The organism is Neglectibacter sp. X4 (assembly GCF_009917365.1).
In the GTDB taxonomy this organism is placed as follows: Bacteria; Bacillota; Clostridia; order Oscillospirales; family Acutalibacteraceae; genus Acutalibacter.
This window is the reverse complement of the sequence record NZ_QWLE01000033.1, coordinates 18,314-35,280: the sequence shown is the minus strand read 5'-3', so window position 1 is coordinate 35,280 and position 16,967 is coordinate 18,314. Positions and strand designations below refer to the sequence as shown.

Sequence of the window (16,967 nt, the reverse complement as noted above, 5' to 3'; positions counted from 1 at the left end):
CCTGTGATTTCCTGATATGCCATGTTGACCGGCCTATTTTGCTGCAGGAGATTTTTTGTAATAAGCTCAAGGGCCTGGGATAACACGCTGGCCGCCAGGGCTTGCTCATCCTGGTTGCTTACGGTATAGGCATCCTTAAATTGCCCCATTCGGGCTATCACCCTATCCAACTCGGCGTGTATTATGGGGATATTCTCCATAAAGTCATCCCGATCCACGCCACCCCGGAGAAATTCGCCGCTCACGCCAAAATATCGTTCTAGTGCCGCCATGGCCTTAGAATTGGGCTCTCTGCGGCCATTCTCATAGTTAATTATTGATTGTAATGCAATACCAGTTTGCTCAGCCAGTTCTTTTTGCGTGATACCTTTACTTAGCCGCAAATTCTTTATTTGTGCTGCTATATTCATGTGGCAACCGCCTCCTATTCTGTAAGTATATCAAAAACTGTCCAGATGGACAAGGAAAATTTGAAAAAGGGCTTGACTTGTCCGAACGGAACGTGTATTATAATATAAAAACATCCCAAACGGACAATATGCAAGGAGGTTAGAATAATGTACTTAGTCCCAAAAGTTTCCGAGATACGCACGCGGCGGCTGGATGCAGGGCTTTCGCAGCATAGCCTTTCAAGGACGGCTGGGCTTGGGGGCCAAGCTATTAACCGCATTGAAAGCGGCGAGACCAGCAGCGTCCACCCCTTGCGGGCCAGGGAGATCGCTAAGGCACTTCACTGTAAAGTTGAAGATATTTTCATAGTTAAGAAAGGAGCATGACAAATGAACGCAATACAGGTATTCAACTACGAGGGCAACGAGGTACGCACGATCATGAAAGACAACGAGCCGTGGTGGGTGCTGGCAGATGTGTGCCGAGTTCTGGATATCCAGAACAACCGCAACGCAGCACGGCGGCTGGATGATGATGAAAAGGGTGTCCATCTGATGGACACCCTTGGCGGGGGCCAGAAAATGACCATCATCAACGAGTCCGGGCTGTACAAAGTCATCCTGCGGTCGGACAAGCCAGAGGCCAAGAAGTTCACCCGCTGGGTGACCCATGAAGTGCTGCCCACTCTCCGCAAGACCGGCACCTACAGTATGCCGGGTGCAGCGCAGCCCTTCACCATGGAGCAGATGGCGCAGTTTGCGGCTGCGGTAGCCGCCCAGGTGGTGATGCAGATCGTGCCCGTCATTATTTCCACCGTGAAAGAGACGGCGCAACCTGCACAGCCTGCAGCACCAGCGGCCACGGCCCCGGAGGTGATCCCGTTTTTCACAAGTGACGGCCCCGCTAAGTGCAAGCTGGAAACCTTCCCGCCGGATATCGTCCATAAGGTGGAGGAAATGCTGACCGCTATGGAGGAACAGCAAAACCTTAACTTTAGCATGATCGCCCGGTTCTGTACCATCAACGGCTATACCATTTCCAGTCCCGCCGTAAAAACCTACTACGACTGCCTGTTTATGGAGGAATGGCTGGACTATTACAACGAGGCTGAGGTGGATTTCCACGACCGGGCCTATCAATTCTTTGGCTTTGTAGACCCCTCCCTGGGCAAAAGCAAAAAAAGCGACTTTGGCGGCTACAATGCCCTGGCTAACGCCCTGCAGCAGGCCCAGGCCCCGGAACAGCCCCAGCAGCCGCCCCCGGCCCCGCCGCAGGAAGGGGATGAGGCATGAGCTATAAGACCCGCAATGGGTGCCTTGTTTTGTGCCCGGAAAACGAGGCCACGGGCATTGCCTGGGAGGGCAAAGTATACGGCCTGCTGGGCCGGGAGGAGCTGCCGGGTGTGCCCGCCATCATGCTGGAGCAGGTGGATGGCGGCGGGGAGCTGTACAAGGCCAGCGAAACGGGCGGCATTATGTTTGTCACACTGGCCGAGGGCGGGCAGATAGACCCCGCGACCGCTGCCGAGCATACCGAGCTTTTCGCCCCCTGGGCCTGCCCGGTAAGCTATGCTGTAGGGCAGATACGCCAGCACGGCGGCAGGCTGTACAAATGCCTGCAAGCCCATACTTCACAAGAGGGCTGGACGCCGGATGCGGCCCCCAGCCTTTGGGTGGCGATATCCGACCCGGCAGAGGAGTGGCCCGCCTGGAGCCAGCCCATAGGGGCGCAGGACGCATACCCTCTGGGGGCCAAGGTAAGCCATAAGGAAAAGCGCTGGATTTCTACAGCGGACAATAATGTGTGGGAGCCGGGAGTATATGGCTGGGAGGAGGCCCAGGAGGATGGCATATAAAAGATATATAGCCCGCCGCCGTGCCCGGTTCCAGGGTTTAAGCGGCCCGGTCAATCTGCCCTACGGCACAGCTTTAGACTGCCGGGAGGGCTTTCTCTTTTGGAAAAACAGGAAGCTGTGCGCCGCCGCCAGCCAGAACACGAAAGACTATTTTGTCCAGGACGATGACGGGCTGGGCAAGATACGGGGTACTCTGGTGACGCTTATCCTAGCCCGCCTGGGGCCGCAGGAGGCCCGTAAAGGCAGGGCAGCGGGGCAGTGGGAAAAGGTATGGGCCGACCCTGTTTGTGGGCGCTATAAGCGGCCTGACAATGAGGAACACTGGCTCTGGAATGAGGCTTTTTACAATGCGCCGGTGGATGACCTGCGGCACATTGCAAGGCTGGTGGGTGTGAAAATTTAGAGAGGAAAAGCTGGGGTGACAGTTAATCGCAAAGCGATTTACTGTTTTCCCCGGCCTTTTTTCATATGTACAGAAAAGGGGGCGGTCAAAATGGGCAGCTTTCGGCCCTTATAAAGGGCCTGTAAACGGTGCAAAAAATTCATTTACAAAGGAGAGATATTTCATGCTGGAAACTTCCAAGGCCGTGGCCATTATGCTGGTGTTCGCTATCCTGGTGCAGTTCCTGGTAGACAGGGTAAAGGACATCGTGGGCGAAAAGGTTATGGGGTATGTAAAAGCCCCGGTATGGGCCGCCCTGCTGGGCGTCCTGTTCGCGTTCCTCTTTAGGCTGGACGTGTTCGCCATGTTTGGCTACACAGCCCAACTGCCCGCCGTGGCCTATATCATAACGGGCCTTATTTTGTCCGCAGGGGCCGCGCCCATCCATGAGCTTATCGAGAAGGTACGGGCCTCCAGGGACACAATCCTACTGCCCGGTGAAATTTTCGAGCCGGAGAAAGGGGCGCGGGATGAGTAACAGCGCTTTAAGCTGTATGCGGCAAATAAGCCCCAACTGCAACAGCCCCCGGAACCACAAAATCGACACCATCACCATCCATTGTGTGGTGGGCCAGATGGGCGTGGAGGCCCTGTGCAGCGAGTTCAGCCGTACATCTAAAGGGGCCAGCTGTAACTATGGCATAGGCTACGATGGCCGCATTTGTACCATTGTGGACGAAAGCGACCGCTCCTGGTGTTCCTCCAGCGCGGCAAATGACAACCGGGCCATTACCATTGAGTGCGCAAGCGATGCTATTTACCCTTACGCCATCAACGCCAATGTCTGGAAGTCCCTTATTGAGCTGTGCGCGGATATCTGCAAGCGCAACACGATTAAGCGGCTGCTGTGGCAGGCCGACAAGGGGCTGGTGGGCCAAGTGAACCTCCAGAACATGACCGCCCACCGTTGGTTTGAAAACAAGTCCTGCCCCGGCGATTATATCTACAACCGGCTGGGGCAGATTGCCAAAGAGGTAAACCAGAAATTGAGCGGCGCTCCCGCTGGCCCCTTTAAGCCGTACCAAGGCCAGGTAAACGCCGATGACGGTCTTAACTGCCGCACGGCCCCGGTAAGCGGCTCGGTAATTAAAGCTTTCGAGGACGGTACGGTGCTCACCATTACCAAAGAGGACGGCAACTGGGGCTACTGCGGCGAGGGCTGGGTGTGCCTGGATTACATCAACAAAATTGCCTCGGCCAAAGACCCGGCGGCAAAGGAGGAAAGCATCATGACTGGCAAGGAATTTAAGAAGATGTACGATGAGATCAACCCCACCTACAACACCATTGATGAGGTGCCCAGCTATTGGCGGGACGATATCCGGGAGCTGGTGGAGAAAGGTATTATCTCCGGCGTGGGCGGCGGTAAGCTGGGCCTGACTCATAGCGACTGCAAGGCCGCTGTGCTTGCCAAGCGGATCGTGGAAAAGCTGAAATAGCCTGCTGCCCTTTGGTAGTCCGTCCGAGGATTCTGCCCCTTAATTTTTATGAAGGGATGGACTATGATATGGACAGCTTTATGGGTTGGATTGGCGGCAAGCGTATCCTGCGCAAGGCCATTTTGGAGCGCTTCCCCACGGACAAGGTGGAGCGGTATATTGAGGTATTCGGCGGCGCGGCCTGGGTGCTTTTCGCCAAGGAAAAACAGGCGGGCCAGCTGGAGGTCTATAACGATATCAACGGTGATCTGGTGAACCTGTTTCGTTGTGTAAAGTACCACTGTGGGGAGCTGCAGCGGGAATTTGACTGGCTGCTTTCCTCGCGGGAGCAGTTCTTTGACTATGTGGCCCAGGCCAATATGCGGGGGCTTACAGACATCCAGCGGGCCGCCCGGTTTTTGTACCGGGTAAAAATCAGCTTTGGCAAGGCTGGCGAGGACTATGCAACGGACAGGAAGAATGTCTCCAATGTAATCCCCCGCTTGTCCCAAGCATTCAAGCGCCTACAGGGTGTAAACATAGAGCACAAGGACTTCGCAGACCTTATCCGGGTGTATGACCGCAAGGGTGCGCTGTTCTACCTTGACCCGCCCTATATTGGCGCTGAGGGGTACTATGACAGCCCCTTTATCCCGGATGACCACCAGCGTTTAAGAGCCGCCCTGGAGCCTCTTAAGGGCCGTTTTATCCTCTCTTACAATGACTGCCCCCAGGTGCGGGAATTGTATAAAGGCTATACCATCGAGAGGGTAGAGCGCAAGGAAAACCTGTCTGGCAGCGGGGAAAATAAAAAGCAGTATGCGGAAGTGATTATCCGTAACTTCTAACAGATATTGTAAGGTTCTTACGATATTTGTCACAACCTTACAAAGTGCGGACAAATTATACTCTTTCTGGTAAAATGCCCAATAAAGGGGCATGAAAGATGATTAAAATTCATCTATCCAGAATCCTCGGCGAACGCCGGTGGACACAAGCCAAATTGTCCAGGGAAACAGGCATCCGGCCCGGTACTATCAGCGATTTATATCAAGAAGTAGCCGAGCGGGTAAGCTTCGAACACCTGGACAAAATCTGTGAGGCTTTGGGCTGCACCCTGCCTGAGCTGCTGGAATACATACCGAACCAGCAGCCCCGGACAGGGGAAAATCTTATCCTTGAGGAACACGGAAACCGCAGGAAAAAGCCAAGCTGATTTCTAAAAAGTAAGAGCGCTTAAACGGTTTATTTTACCATTTAAGCGCTCTTCTTTTTTTGCAGATAATTTGAAATTTTTTTGCGGTTTTTTCGCAAAGCTACACCTGTACTGGAAGCGGATAAGCCGGACTCTTTTGATTACGACAAGATCCATTCGCTGTTTGACGCTTTCCTTGCCAAGGGCTTTACCTATTTCGACACCGCCTACACCTACCACGGCTACCACGCCGAGGAAGCCGTGCGTAAGGCCCTGGTGGAGCGCCCCCCCCGGGACAGCTTCCATCTGGTGACGAAGCTCCCCCTGCGGGATTTCAAGGATTACGAGGATTTGGAGCGCATCTTCAACGAGCAGATGGAACACTGTGGTGTGGAGTATTTCGATTACTATCTCCTGCACAACATGGGCACCAACGTCTATGAAAAGTGCAAAAAATACGACGCTTTCGGCTTTGTGGCGAAGAAAAAGGCGGAGGGGAAAATCCGGCAGGTGGGTATGTCCTTCCACGATATGCCCGAGCTGCTGGATGAAATTTTGTCCCAGTACGGCGAGGGCCTGGACTTTCTCCAGCTGCAGGTGAACTATGTGGACTGGGAGCAGCCTAACGTGCAGGCCCGCAGGTGCCTGGAGATCGCCAAGAAGTACGGCAAGCCCGTCACCGTGATGGAGCCATGCAAGGGCGGCACGCTGGTGAATCTGCCGGAGGAGGCCGAGGCCCTGCTGAAATCCAAGCGGCTTAACGCTTCTAACGCATCCTGGGCGCTGCGCTTTGCCGCCAGCCAGGAGGGCGTGACCCGGGTGCTCTCCGGCATGAACAGCATGGAGCAGGTAGAGGACAACACCGCTACCTTTGCAAACTTTGAGTCAATCACCGCCGAGGAGCAGACGATCATCGACCAAGTCACCAAGATTATCGAGAAGAACACGCCCATCCAGTGTACGGGCTGTGCCTACTGCACCCACGACTGCCCCAAGGACATCGCTATCCCCCAATATTTTGCGCTGTTCAACAGTGTGTTCCGCACTGCGGGCAGCTTTTCCAGCCAGGCCGTGTATTACAACAACATCTCCCTCAAGCATGGCAAAGCCGGCGACTGCATTGGCTGCGGCCAGTGCGAGAAAGCCTGCCCCCAGCACCTGCCCATCCGGCAGCATTTGAAAGAGGATGTGGCAGCAAAGTTTGAGGCTGGTTCTTCCTTCCCCACCAGGAGATGACTATGAAACTGACAACCAAACCAACGGTAACAGAACTGGGCTATGGCGTGTACTCCATCAACTGCATGGGGATGCAGGCCCCGTTGCTCATTGTGGGAACAGAGCGGGCGCTGCTGCTGGACACCGGCATCGGCAATTGCAACATCCGCACTATAGGCGAGGAGCTGACAGACCTGCCCATCACCGTGGCCCTCACCCACGAACACGGCGACCACATTGGCGGCATCTGCCAGTTTGATGAGGTTTTGCCCCGGAGCGGGAATTGGAAACCATTCGCGGGATCACGGGTGAATTTATACAGGGTTTCCTGGATTTTTATAACAGTTTCATTGATGAAGGTGACGGAACCAACAACTGTTTCATCCAGCAGAAAAAGATACTGGCCTGGGAGAAAATGCCCGCACTCCACCCCATCGGCGACGGCCACCGCTTTGAGCTGGGCAGGCGCACCGTAACGGCTTACCACTGCCCTATCCACAGCAAGGGGCATATGGTTTTTGTAGATGATCTGGCCCGGGTCTGTTACGGAGGGGATAGTATCGGCGAACACATCGGCCCTGCCAATAACCCCACCAATCCGCCCACCATCGTTTCGCTGGAAATGGAGCTGTGGGGCATAAACAACGTAATTGCTCATATTGACGAGTTTGACCGTATTATCGGCGGCCACCCCATGCCTTTGTACAAACAGGTCACCATGTCCCCAGATATCCTGTATCGTATGCGGGATGTGGGTGAAGTGGCCTTGGCAGGGGAGCTGCCCATCTTCGATGAGGATGATGTGGGTATGGGTAAGCGCAGCTACGCCCAGCAGGGAAACACAAGGCTCTACTTTTTCAAGGAATATCTGCGCAATACAAACGTACCAGAAGAATACAAATGACAGAACAGGAGAAACTATCATGTCAGAATATTTGGGAAAAGACACCTTCAAGCTGGGCTTCGGACTGATGCGTCTGCCCACCAATGAGGACGGCGCTACCGACATCTCCCAGGTGTGCCAGATGGTAGATAAATTCATTGAAGCAGGCGTGCTGATTTTCAAACTTTTCCCGCACTTCTCAATAAACATTTATATGGCCGTGCCGGGACTAAGAGAATAAATTATCCCATATGGCACCGTGTATTTTACGGTTAAGAAGTGGATTTTTCTCAGGATATATTTGAGAGAGTTCAGATATATACGCCGATTTGGCAAAAATATCTTTTTTTATATCCACCTCACATAAATGACCGACAAAAAAGATGCCACTCCGATTTTTAGGACTTGAACCGGCGTGGTACAAAAAAGCACAGCGACGAAAAAACTGAAGAAATTTTTGAGAAGGCTCACAGGAAAAAACTTGTGAGCCTTCTCGCATTTCCCAGAGAAAATTTGAAAGGAGGCATGACAAGGTGTTGAACTTTACAAACAACGTGATCGATCAAGCCTGCGAAAACTTTATGAAGCAGATTCCCGGATTCCACCGGGAGCCTGCCGAAGCCAAGATTATTCAGAAGGACATAGAACAACAGAAGACAGGCACGGCTGCGCTGGTGGACACGAGCGATGTCCACGCCATGATGATTGGGGCAGCAGGCGTGGGCAAGACTGCGCATTGGCTCTATCCGTGCATCGAATACGCTCTGACCTCTGGAATGTCATTTGTCTCGACGGACACAAATGATAATATTTTTCATAACCATTCAAATATTGCAAAGAACCGCTATGGTTATAAAATTTCAATCATAGACCTACGCAACCCCACTAGGAGCGACGGGTTCACCCGCCTGCATCTTGTAAATAAATACACAGATTTGTACAAAAGGAAGGCTTGCTCAGGCCCCCACTGTGGTGACCACCAGCGTGCAGGTTCCCTTCACCCGGACTTCCCCTGCGTTTGCAGGCACGAACAGGCTGTCTCCAGGGACAAAGCCCACCGTATTTTCCCGGCAGGAAGCACTGCCCTTCCCTTCCGTCACCACCAGGGAAGCAAAGCTGCCGCCGTCTAAAGGCAGGAGAACCTCCCCCTCCACCCGGCAGCGGCGGGTAGTGAAGTACGTGCAGGAGGCAAGGCTCTTCATCCAGCCGCCTGGAACAGCTTCCTCTTCTCCCTGCTTGTCCCGCGTATCCGAGGGAGTAAGCTTTGACACCGCCAAGGCCTTTTCCACATGCAGCTCCCGGGGCTTGCCGTCAGCGCCCAAGCGCCCGTAATCATACACCCGGTAGGTGCAGTTCGAGTTCTGCTGGATTTCGCAAATCAGGATACCCCCGCCAATGGCGTGGATGGTGCCGGATTCAATAAAAAACACGTCTCCCGGGTGTACGTCCACCTTGTTCAGCACTTCCAGCAGGGTGTTGTCCTCAATCCTCTGGGCAAATTCCTCCCGGCTCACCTCCCGGTTCACCCCAAAATATAAAGAAGCCCCTGGCTCGCAGTCCATCACATACCACATTTCCGTCTTGCCGTATTCACCCTCCGCCTCCAGGGCATATGCATCGCTGGGATGCACCTGAATGGACAGCGGCTCTTTCGCGTCGATAAATTTGATAAGCACCGGGAACTGCTCAAATTTCCCGCAGTTTGCCCCCAAAGCCGCCGGGCCTGCCTTTTTCAGATACGCCCCCAGCGTCATCCCGTCAAATTCGCCGCCGCAAATGGTGCTCTGACCAGCGGGGTGGGTGGAAAGCTCCCAGCTTTCCGCCACCTTCTCATACGCGCACTTTTTTCCGTAGACCTCCCGCAGCTTTACCCCGCCCCACAGGTAATCCTTAAAGGCCGGCTCCAGCTTTTCAATTTTCATGGGTATTCCCCCTTAGCCAATATGATATTTTTCTTTCACGCGCTCCCGCACTTCCGCAAAGCCCACCGGCGGCTTTGGCCCCGGGCCATGAGGGCCGATGTGCTTTTCCATCCACGCCATGTTATACCACCGCCCAAATTTATAACCAGCCTGGCTGAACTCCCCCACCATCCGGTAACCCAAATGCCTGTGAAACTCCACGCTGTTGCGGGTTAAATATTCATCGTCCTTTTCCGGCACCGCAATGCAGGCATTCATGTTGAGGAATCCCTGTTCCCGCAAAACGTTTTCCAGTGCCCTGTGGAGCTTGCCCCCCAGCCCCATGCGTTTTCTCGCCGGATCCACATAGATAGAGGTTTCCACGCCCCAGCCATAAGCTGCCCGGCTGTGGAACGGTCCGGCATAAGCATAGCCTAAAACCTCCCCATCCTTTTCCGCCGCCAGATAGGGAAACCGGGCCAGCACGCTCACTATCCGCCCCCGGAATTCCTCCGCGCTTGGCACGTCATATTCAAAGGTGACAGCTGTTTTCTCCACATAAGGCGCGTAAATCGCCAGCAACCTTTCCGCGTCCTCCGGCTTTGCCGCCCGTATGCGCACCTCGTCCCTTTCCATGGGCCTTCCCACCTTCCATATGGATAAACGCCGCTGGCCTTTCAGCAAGCGGCGTTTGCGTATTATATTTTATGAAAGCCCGTCAAGCAGGCGCTGCACAAGCGCATTACTGCACAAGCGCATTGCTGCGCTAAACGCCTGCCACACTGCCTTAAGCCTTGCCGACAGAACCGAACAGCTCCATCTTTTCCTTCACAGTGGCCTTGATGGCCTCGGTGCCGGGAGTCAGCAACTTGCGGGGATCAAAGCCCTTGCCCTGCTTGTCCTTGCCTTCTTCGATATACTTGCGGGTAGCCGCGGCAAAGGAGAGCTGGCACTCGGTGTTCACGTTCACCTTGGAAACGCCCAGGGAGATGGCCTTCTTCACCATTTCCTCGGGAATACCTGTGCCGCCATGGAGCACCAGGGGCATGGTGCCGGTCTTTTCCTGAATCTGGGCCAGCACGTCAAAGTTCAGGCCCTGCCAGTTCTCAGGATATACGCCATGGATGTTGCCAATGCCTGCGGCCAGCATGTCCACGCCCAGGTCGGCAATCATCTTGCACTCGTCAGGGTCAGCCACTTCGCCGCCGCCAACAACGCCGTCCTCTTCGCCGCCGATAGAGCCAACCTCAGCTTCCACAGAAATGCCCTTCTCCCCGGCAATGCGGATGATTTCCTTGGTCTTTTCAATGTTCTCGTCAATGGGATAGTGGGAGCCGTCAAACATAACGGAGGAGAACCCGGCCTCAATGCACTTGAGCGCCCCCTCGTAGGAGCCATGATCCAGGTGCAGGGCCACAGGCACTGTGATGCCCAAAGTTTCCATCATGCCCTTTACCATGCCCACAACTGTGTTATAGCCGCACATGTACTTGCCCGCGCCCTCAGACACGCCGAGAATCACAGGGGAATTGCACTCCTGGGCAGTCAGCAGGACAGCCTTTGTCCACTCCAGGTTGTTGATGTTGAACTGGCCCACAGCATACTTGCCGGCCTTTGCCTTTTGCAGCATTTCCTTGGCAGAAACTAAACTCATATGAAATTCCTCCATAGCATTTATTTTAGCCCGCTTCCCTGGTGTGGAACAGGAAAAAACAGGCAGGCTTTCACCCATATATTGATTATACCCTCTAAAGCAGGAAATTGCAACCGTAAAATGGGCACATTGCCTGTTTCTCCGGAAATTTTCTCCTATTCCCCCTCTGCCAGCAGCCTGTCCAGATAGGCCGTATCCACGCTGCCCCGCTCCAAGGTGCAGGCATAGCCATATTGCCGGAAAATATGATCCCCCGGCCTGTACCAAAAGCCTCCCCATTCAAACACAGGCATGTCCGGCGCGTTTGTTTTGTCGCCCCAGGTAAGGACGTAAAAGCCCTCAGGCTCCTGGGTGCCATCGGCCCAGGCCCTGCGCACCCGCACCCCGTCAAACATTTCTATGGACTGCCTGACGACTTCCGGGTCGGTAAACACCGCCCGCCTGCCGTCCTTTTCCACCATAAAGGCATCCGGCTCCTTTTCCTCCAGGAAATCTTTCCCAAGGAGCCGTTCGCCCCGTATGGCTTTCACAAGTTCCCCCAAATCCTCTGTCACATGGAAGGGCAGCAGCAGTTTTTCAAAATACTGGAAGTCAAGCCTTCCCCCTGAAAGGGTCTGGAACCATCCGTCATAATTGACATACCCCTCGCCCTGCACCACGATCTCCTCCACTGGCTCCCCTTTTTTGTCATACCATGTCAGGGCATAACTCCATCCCACCCAGCCCTCGCTGGACTGGTCTTTTTCATATACCGGCGCGTAAAACATCTCCCGTAGGTGGGAAAGAACTGCCGGATCGTCTATCTCCGCAAAAGTCCTGCCGCTTTGCAGGGAAACATGAACCGCCTCGTCCAGGCAGAGCAAATTCCTGCCGCCAGTGCCCCCGGAGGCACAGGCCGTCTGTCCTCCTAACAGCACCAAAGCCAGCAAACACACGAAAACCGTCCAAAACCTTTTCACAAAAATCCCTCCCTTTTTATGGTTTCTACATACAGTATACCACATAAAAGGAGGGATTTCCATTACAGTCTCGTCATATGCTATTACATTTCATTCATCCGCCTGCAACTGCGGGCCGCACAGGTACCAATAGCGCCAGAGTCCCTGCGCGGAAAGCGAAGCGTGGAAGTCCAGAGGGGCTTTACCCCTCTGGTGGGGAACGGGGGCAAAGCCCCCAGCCGCCGGAGGCTCACGCCTTATCCTTGCGCTGCAAGAGCACCGCGCCGATGATGATAGCCCCCTTGAAGGCGGCGCTAAGATAGGGATCCACGCCTATAAGGTTCAAAAGGTTATTCATCACCGCCACAATCAGGGTGCCGAACACAGTGCCCACAATGGAGCCCCGGCCGCCGGACATGCTGGTGCCGCCCACAATAACCGCCGCAATGGCGTCCATCTCAAAGCCGGAGCCTGCGCTGGCATAGTCCATGGAACCAATGCGGGAGGTCTGGATAATGGCGGCAATGGCCACCAGGAAGCCGGTCAGGGCGTACACCCGGCGCTTCACCTTGCGCACATTCACGCCGGACAACTGGGTGGTGCGCTCGTTAGAGCCAATGGCAAACACATAGCGCCCAAAGGTGGTCTGCCTGGAAATGAAATACATAGCCCCCGCCAGAATGGCCCAGTAGAGGATGGGCATCAACTGCTGCCCGCCAATGCTCAGCCGGGCTATGCCCTTGTAGCTGTCAGGCAGGGTGGGGCTTTGCAGCTTCATGAAATACTGGGTGACGCTGCGCAGAATCTGCATGGCGCCCAGGGTGGCGATAAAGGGGGGCATCCTGCCGTAGGAAATCAGCAGGCCGTTGCCCTCTCCCAAAATCCCGCCGAACAGCATGGCAAGCACCAAAGCGATGAGGATAGCAGGCACGCCTGTAAGGCCAATGCCCTGGAGCCAGCCGTTTGTGCCTGTGTCCAGCAGCATCATGGTGAAAGCGCCCACCGCCACATACACCGAGCCAACAGACAAATCAATGCCCCCGGAAATAATCACAAAGGTCATGCCCAGGGCAATAATGCCGATAGCCGAATTGTTGCGCAGGAGGGAAATCCAGTTAAACAGCCAGTTCTGGAACCAGTCCCCAAAGCTCGCGAAATTGGAATTCATGGTCAGCGCCAGGGTCTGCACAATGATCATCACGATAAGCGCCATGCCTGTGCTGAACAGGGGGTTCTGGCGCCATGCCTGCTTAAACCGTTCCAGCAGGCCAGCCTTGTTTTTCTCCACGTTATCCAACACTCTCCACCCTCTCTCTCATTTCTCCGCCTGTAGCCAGGCGCATAATCTCCTGATCCGTCATGTCCTCCCCGGAAAGCTCCCCCTGCACCCTGCCGTGGTACAGCACCACGGCCCTGTCGCACAGGCGGATAATCTCCTGGGCTTCGCTGGAAAGCACCACCACTGCCACGCCCTGGTTTGCCAGGGCCAGGATGGTGTCGTAAATATCTTCCTTAGCCCCCACGTCCACGCCCTGGGTGGGATTGTCAAAAATCAGCACCTTGGGATCCGCGTTCAGCCATTTTGCCAGCACCACCTTCTGCTGGTTGCCGCCAGACAGGCTGCCAATGGGGTTCTTCTCGCTGTCCATCTTAATGCGCAGCCCCTGCGCCTGCTTCTGAAAGCCTTCCCGCACCTTCCCCCAGTCTATCACGCCAAGCCTGGCGTTCCGGGGCCAGGTGACAATAGAGCCGTTTTCCAGGATGTCCATGTCCTTGATAATGCCGTTTTCCTTCCGGTTCCGGGGCACATAGCCAATTCCCAGGGCCAGGGCCTGCTGGGTGCTGTGCACCTGCACAGGCTCTCCCTCCAGGTAAAGCTGGCCCCGAACCCTTCCCCCGCTGCCAAACACAGCCTGGAAAAGCTCGCTGCGCCCGTCGCCCAGAAGGCCTGTAAAGCCCAGCACCTCCCCGGCCCGCAGGGAAAAGCTTATGTCATGGAAGCGCTCCTGGCTAAGCCCCTCTGCCCGCAGCACTTCCTTCCCCAGCTCCCGCTCCTGGCGCAGGGATTCCGTGCGCACCTGATGCCCCACCATGTGGGTGGCAAGCTCGTCCACCGTAACGCCCTCCACCGGGCCTTCTGCCACCATGGCCCCGTCCCGCAGCACCGTATACCGGGTACACACTGCCAGCACCTCTTTCAGCTTGTGGGAAATGAACACCATGGCCACCCCCTGGCCCTGCAGGGTGCGCATCATGTCAAACACCCGCTCAATCTCCGGCTCTGTCAGGGAGGTGGTAGGCTCGTCCATAATGATAATAGAGGCTTTCATCAAAAGCGCCCGGGCAATCTCCACAATCTGCTTGTAGGAAGCGTCCAGATCCCGCACCATCAAGGCGGGATCAATATCCACATCCATGCGCGCAAAAACTTCCCGGCACTTCTCTATCATGGCAGGTGCGTCCAGAAAGCCGCCTTTACGCTTGATTTCCCTGCCAATAAACATGTTCTCATAAATAGCCAGGTCATTTACCAGGTTCAGCTCCTGGTGGATGAAAGCGATACCCGCGTCTAAAGACTTTGCGGGAGTGGAAAACTGCACCTCCTTCCCGTCCAGCAGTATGGTGCCGGCGTCAGCGGGAAGCACGCCGCCCAGAATGTTCATCAGGGTAGACTTGCCCGCGCCGTTCTCCCCCAGCAGGGCGCAAATTTCCCCGCCTGCTATGGAAAAGCTGATATCCTTGAGCACATCGTTTGCTCCGAAGGATTTAACAATATTGCGCATTTCCAGCGTCATAGTCATCGCCATGCGATACCAAACTGGCATAAAAAGGATAAAACATCATTCTTTTGTGCCCGGTATCGTTCCTTTCTTCAGATTTTCCACGCTTGTACTCCTCGCTCCATTTTGGAAAAAGGCTATGACGAGTACGCCATAGCCTTTCATTTACCAAACTATATTTTCCGGGCAGCCCCTTTTAGTAGGGAGAAGTCTCGTCCAGGAAGTCTGCGCAGTTGTCCCTGTCTACCACAGTAGTGGGGATAATCTTTTCCTTGTCAACAGACTCGCCCTTCAGGAGGGACACAGCCATATCCACAGCGTCCATAACCATGTTGGGGCTGTACAGAGCGGACTGGATCCAGATTTCCTCGTTCTCGGGCATCATGCCAAAGTATTCCTGGCACCCGCCGCCACCGGTGACAACCTTCACATCGGTACGCTTTGCCTCAGCAATGGCCTGCAGCACGCCAATGGAGGTTTCGTCGTCCATGGAGAACACAGCGTCAATCTGGGGGTTGGCCTGGAGGATGTCAGCAAAATCCTTCAGCCCGTCCTCGCGGGTGAACTGGGTGGAGTAGGTCAGCAGCTCCATGTCGGGAGCGATCTCCTTCATCTTCTCCTCAAAGCCAGCCTTGCGCAGCTCGGAAACAGAACCGGAAGAGGGAACCTCCAGCACCACAACCTTGCCGGTGGTGCCAATCTTGTCCACAATATACTGGGCGCTCTGGGTGCCCATGTCCTTGTTGTCGCCCGCCACGTGGTACACGCCGTCCACGTCAATGACAATGTCAAAGTTTACAACCGGAATGCCCTCGTCAATAAGGCTCTTAATGGGGTCTTCCATGCCTTCCCACTGGGGGAACGCCACAACTGCCTGGACGCCCCAGGTTTTCAGCTCGTCGATCTGGTTGGTCATTTCCTCAGCGTTGCTGCTGGTCAGCAGGCGGTACTCAACTGTATCGCTCAGCTCCTTGCAGCGGGCCTCGGCATAGTAGGCCACGCCAGCCACCCAGCCATGGGTAACAGCAGGGGCCAGAATGCCAATCTTCATCTTCTCGCCGGAAGCAGTGCTTGCAGACTCGTCAGCCTTGGAAGACTCCTCAGCCTTGGAAGCGGTGCTGCTGGCAGGGGTGCTGCTGCTGGAACTGCCGCCGTCGCCGCAGGCGGCCAGGCAGGTGCACAGCAGGGCCAGAGCCAATACCAGTGCTAAAACTTTTTTCATGGTTGTTTCCTCCTAATTTCTGAAACAAATATGAGAATTCCGGCAGCCAGTATGTCCCAGCCGCCGCTGTCGTATGGTATTATAGCAAACCCGTTTGGAATTTTCAAGGGAAAAGACGTTTTTGCTTCTATTTTGTAACCTTTTTGTCAGAACTCCCCTTGCCCCACCCCAAGGCGTGTACACATAAGCGTTTGCAAGCGTCTTTTTGGCGGATTCCTGCCACCTTATTCGCCAAAAGCCCACATACCATCTTAAATCTAAACACGCCCTAAAAAGCTTGCGGCAGCCCGCCTCCTGTGCTATAATATCCGCAGGATATAAAAGACTAGCCAAAAGCAGCTTCAGTTGCTTTTCTGCCGCGCCAGCGGCAGGCAAGGGGCGAAGCCCATTGCAGCTATGCTATACTATATATATAATATAGGCGATAGGCGCCTGAACTATGCCCGGCGCTTGGCCGTAACCAGTTGAAGCCGGATGCGGATAACCGCCACCATGCCGGTCTGGGCCGGGCTGAAGGAAAAGCTTTTGCCTGCCTGGTGCTCCATAATGACTGAAAGGCCATGGGCTTTTTCCTCATGGGCCTGCAAAATTTCCGCCTTCCCCTCCCCGATAATGCTTGCAAAGGTGCAGCTATAGCGGCAGGGGGTGTTGCTCTCAATAGGGCTGTATTCGCAGTCGGCCTCCACGCACACAGCGGGCCGCCTTTCCAGAATGGACAGCCTGCGGCCCTCCGGGGCGCAGTGGAGGTAAATGGTAAACTGCCCGTCCTTTTCCTCCACACCGAAATTCATAGGCACCACATAGGGCCGCGGCCCGTCCGCCATGGCAAGACGGCACACGCGGCATTTTTTCCATATCTCCATTATCTGTGCTGTGTCGGTAATCTCCCGGTCTTTCCTTCTCATGCCGCACTTCCTTTCCATTCTCATAAAAAACAGGCCGCAGCCTTCCACAAAGTATACACGCAGCCCGCAAAGCCTGTCAAGGGCATAAGGTGTCCAGCCTGGACGTTTATGCCTTTAAATACTATTCTGAATTTATTCTTCTGTCTGCCGCAGAAAAGGGGGTTTTTAC

At 54.8% G+C, this 16,967-nt stretch carries 21 protein-coding genes and 1 pseudogene; 13 read left to right on the top strand and 9 right to left on the bottom strand.

Annotation, left to right across the window (positions count from 1 at the left end; genetic code table 11):
- Positions 1–410, bottom strand: a 410-nt coding sequence (locus D1841_RS11575) for a helix-turn-helix domain-containing protein (RefSeq protein ID WP_160643195.1), incomplete at its 3' end; no start/stop codon positions are given.
- 147 nt (positions 411–557) lie between these two features.
- Between D1841_RS11575 and D1841_RS11570 the strand changes: the two genes are divergently transcribed.
- The 13 genes and pseudogenes from D1841_RS11570 to D1841_RS19205 all read left to right on the top strand — a co-directional run.
- The gene (locus D1841_RS11570; protein ID WP_161880006.1) at positions 558–776 is read left to right on the top strand and encodes a helix-turn-helix transcriptional regulator; all 219 of its coding nucleotides are present in this window, start codon (positions 558–560) and stop codon (positions 774–776) included.
- A 3-nt stretch (positions 777–779) separates the two neighbouring features.
- Positions 780–1,682, top strand: coding sequence for a Bro-N domain-containing protein (locus tag D1841_RS19215; RefSeq protein ID WP_160643194.1), 903 nt, complete (start codon positions 780–782; stop codon positions 1,680–1,682).
- The gene (locus tag D1841_RS11560) at positions 1,679–2,245 is read left to right on the top strand and encodes a carbohydrate-binding protein (RefSeq protein WP_160643193.1); all 567 of its coding nucleotides are present in this window, start codon (positions 1,679–1,681) and stop codon (positions 2,243–2,245) included. Before D1841_RS19215 ends, D1841_RS11560 begins: the two co-directional genes overlap by 4 nt.
- Positions 2,235–2,648 carry an isoaspartyl peptidase gene (locus tag D1841_RS11555; protein WP_160643192.1) on the top strand — a complete coding sequence of 138 codons (414 nt, stop codon included), beginning with the start codon at positions 2,235–2,237 and terminating at the stop codon, positions 2,646–2,648. Before D1841_RS11560 ends, D1841_RS11555 begins: the two co-directional genes overlap by 11 nt.
- 163 nt (positions 2,649–2,811) lie before the next feature.
- Positions 2,812–3,165 carry a hypothetical protein gene (locus D1841_RS11550; RefSeq protein WP_160578844.1) on the top strand — a complete coding sequence of 118 codons (354 nt, stop codon included), beginning with the start codon at positions 2,812–2,814 and terminating at the stop codon, positions 3,163–3,165.
- Complete coding sequence (locus tag D1841_RS11545) at positions 3,158–4,126, top strand: N-acetylmuramoyl-L-alanine amidase (RefSeq protein WP_160643191.1); 969 nt, start codon at positions 3,158–3,160, stop codon at positions 4,124–4,126. Before D1841_RS11550 ends, D1841_RS11545 begins: the two co-directional genes overlap by 8 nt.
- A gap of 68 nt (positions 4,127–4,194) precedes the next feature.
- Positions 4,195–4,953, top strand: coding sequence for a DNA adenine methylase (locus D1841_RS11540; protein WP_160643190.1), 759 nt, complete (start codon positions 4,195–4,197; stop codon positions 4,951–4,953).
- A 98-nt stretch (positions 4,954–5,051) separates the two neighbouring features.
- Positions 5,052–5,321: a helix-turn-helix transcriptional regulator gene (locus tag D1841_RS11535; RefSeq protein ID WP_160578847.1), complete on the top strand. Its 270-nt coding sequence runs from the start codon at positions 5,052–5,054 to the stop codon at positions 5,319–5,321.
- An 81-nt stretch (positions 5,322–5,402) separates the two neighbouring features.
- Positions 5,403–6,536 (top strand): aldo/keto reductase, encoded by a 1,134-nt coding sequence (locus D1841_RS11530; RefSeq protein ID WP_201751294.1) that lies wholly within the window; start codon positions 5,403–5,405, stop codon positions 6,534–6,536.
- 2 nt (positions 6,537–6,538) lie between these two features.
- A complete protein-coding gene (locus D1841_RS11525) occupies positions 6,539–6,991 on the top strand; it encodes an MBL fold metallo-hydrolase (protein WP_160643184.1) in 453 nt (150 codons plus the stop codon).
- On the top strand, positions 6,931–7,419 hold the full coding sequence (locus D1841_RS11520; protein WP_160643183.1) for an MBL fold metallo-hydrolase: 489 nt from the start codon (positions 6,931–6,933) through the stop codon (positions 7,417–7,419). The genes D1841_RS11525 and D1841_RS11520 overlap by 61 nt, the downstream gene beginning before the upstream one ends.
- Before the next feature lie 19 nt (positions 7,420–7,438).
- Positions 7,439–7,639 (top strand): hypothetical protein, encoded by a 201-nt coding sequence (locus tag D1841_RS19875; RefSeq protein ID WP_160643182.1) that lies wholly within the window; start codon positions 7,439–7,441, stop codon positions 7,637–7,639.
- Positions 7,640–8,060: 421 nt separating this feature from the next.
- Positions 8,061–8,339: pseudogene (locus D1841_RS19205) on the top strand (type IV secretory system conjugative DNA transfer family protein); the annotation flags it as partial.
- 15 nt (positions 8,340–8,354) lie between these two features.
- On the opposite strand, the gene D1841_RS11510 reads toward D1841_RS19205, so the two are convergent.
- The 8 genes from D1841_RS11510 to D1841_RS11475 all read right to left on the bottom strand — a co-directional run bounded on the left by D1841_RS11510 (position 8,355) and on the right by D1841_RS11475 (position 16,798).
- Positions 8,355–9,320, bottom strand: coding sequence for a type I phosphomannose isomerase catalytic subunit (locus D1841_RS11510; protein ID WP_160643181.1), 966 nt, complete (start codon positions 9,318–9,320; stop codon positions 8,355–8,357).
- 12 nt (positions 9,321–9,332) lie between these two features.
- Positions 9,333–9,935 carry a GNAT family N-acetyltransferase gene (locus D1841_RS11505; protein WP_160643180.1) on the bottom strand — a complete coding sequence of 201 codons (603 nt, stop codon included), beginning with the start codon at positions 9,933–9,935 and terminating at the stop codon, positions 9,333–9,335.
- 151 nt (positions 9,936–10,086) lie between these two features.
- Positions 10,087–10,953: a class II fructose-1,6-bisphosphate aldolase gene (fba, locus tag D1841_RS11500; protein WP_160643179.1), complete on the bottom strand. Its 867-nt coding sequence runs from the start codon at positions 10,951–10,953 to the stop codon at positions 10,087–10,089.
- A 155-nt stretch (positions 10,954–11,108) separates the two neighbouring features.
- On the bottom strand, positions 11,109–11,912 hold the full coding sequence (locus D1841_RS11495) for a hypothetical protein (RefSeq protein ID WP_160643178.1): 804 nt from the start codon (positions 11,910–11,912) through the stop codon (positions 11,109–11,111).
- 229 nt (positions 11,913–12,141) lie between these two features.
- Positions 12,142–13,191 (bottom strand): ABC transporter permease, encoded by a 1,050-nt coding sequence (locus D1841_RS11490; protein WP_371721809.1) that lies wholly within the window; start codon positions 13,189–13,191, stop codon positions 12,142–12,144.
- Entirely contained in the window at positions 13,181–14,716 is a 1,536-nt protein-coding gene (locus D1841_RS11485) for a sugar ABC transporter ATP-binding protein (RefSeq protein ID WP_237076309.1), read from the bottom strand. Before D1841_RS11485 ends, D1841_RS11490 begins: the two co-directional genes overlap by 11 nt.
- 151 nt (positions 14,717–14,867) lie before the next feature.
- Positions 14,868–15,893, bottom strand: coding sequence for an ABC transporter substrate-binding protein (locus D1841_RS11480; RefSeq protein ID WP_160643176.1), 1,026 nt, complete (start codon positions 15,891–15,893; stop codon positions 14,868–14,870).
- A gap of 437 nt (positions 15,894–16,330) precedes the next feature.
- Positions 16,331–16,798, bottom strand: a complete 468-nt coding sequence (locus D1841_RS11475; protein ID WP_160643175.1) for a pyridoxamine 5'-phosphate oxidase family protein — start codon at positions 16,796–16,798, stop codon at positions 16,331–16,333.
- Positions 16,799–16,967: the final 169 nt, after the last annotated feature.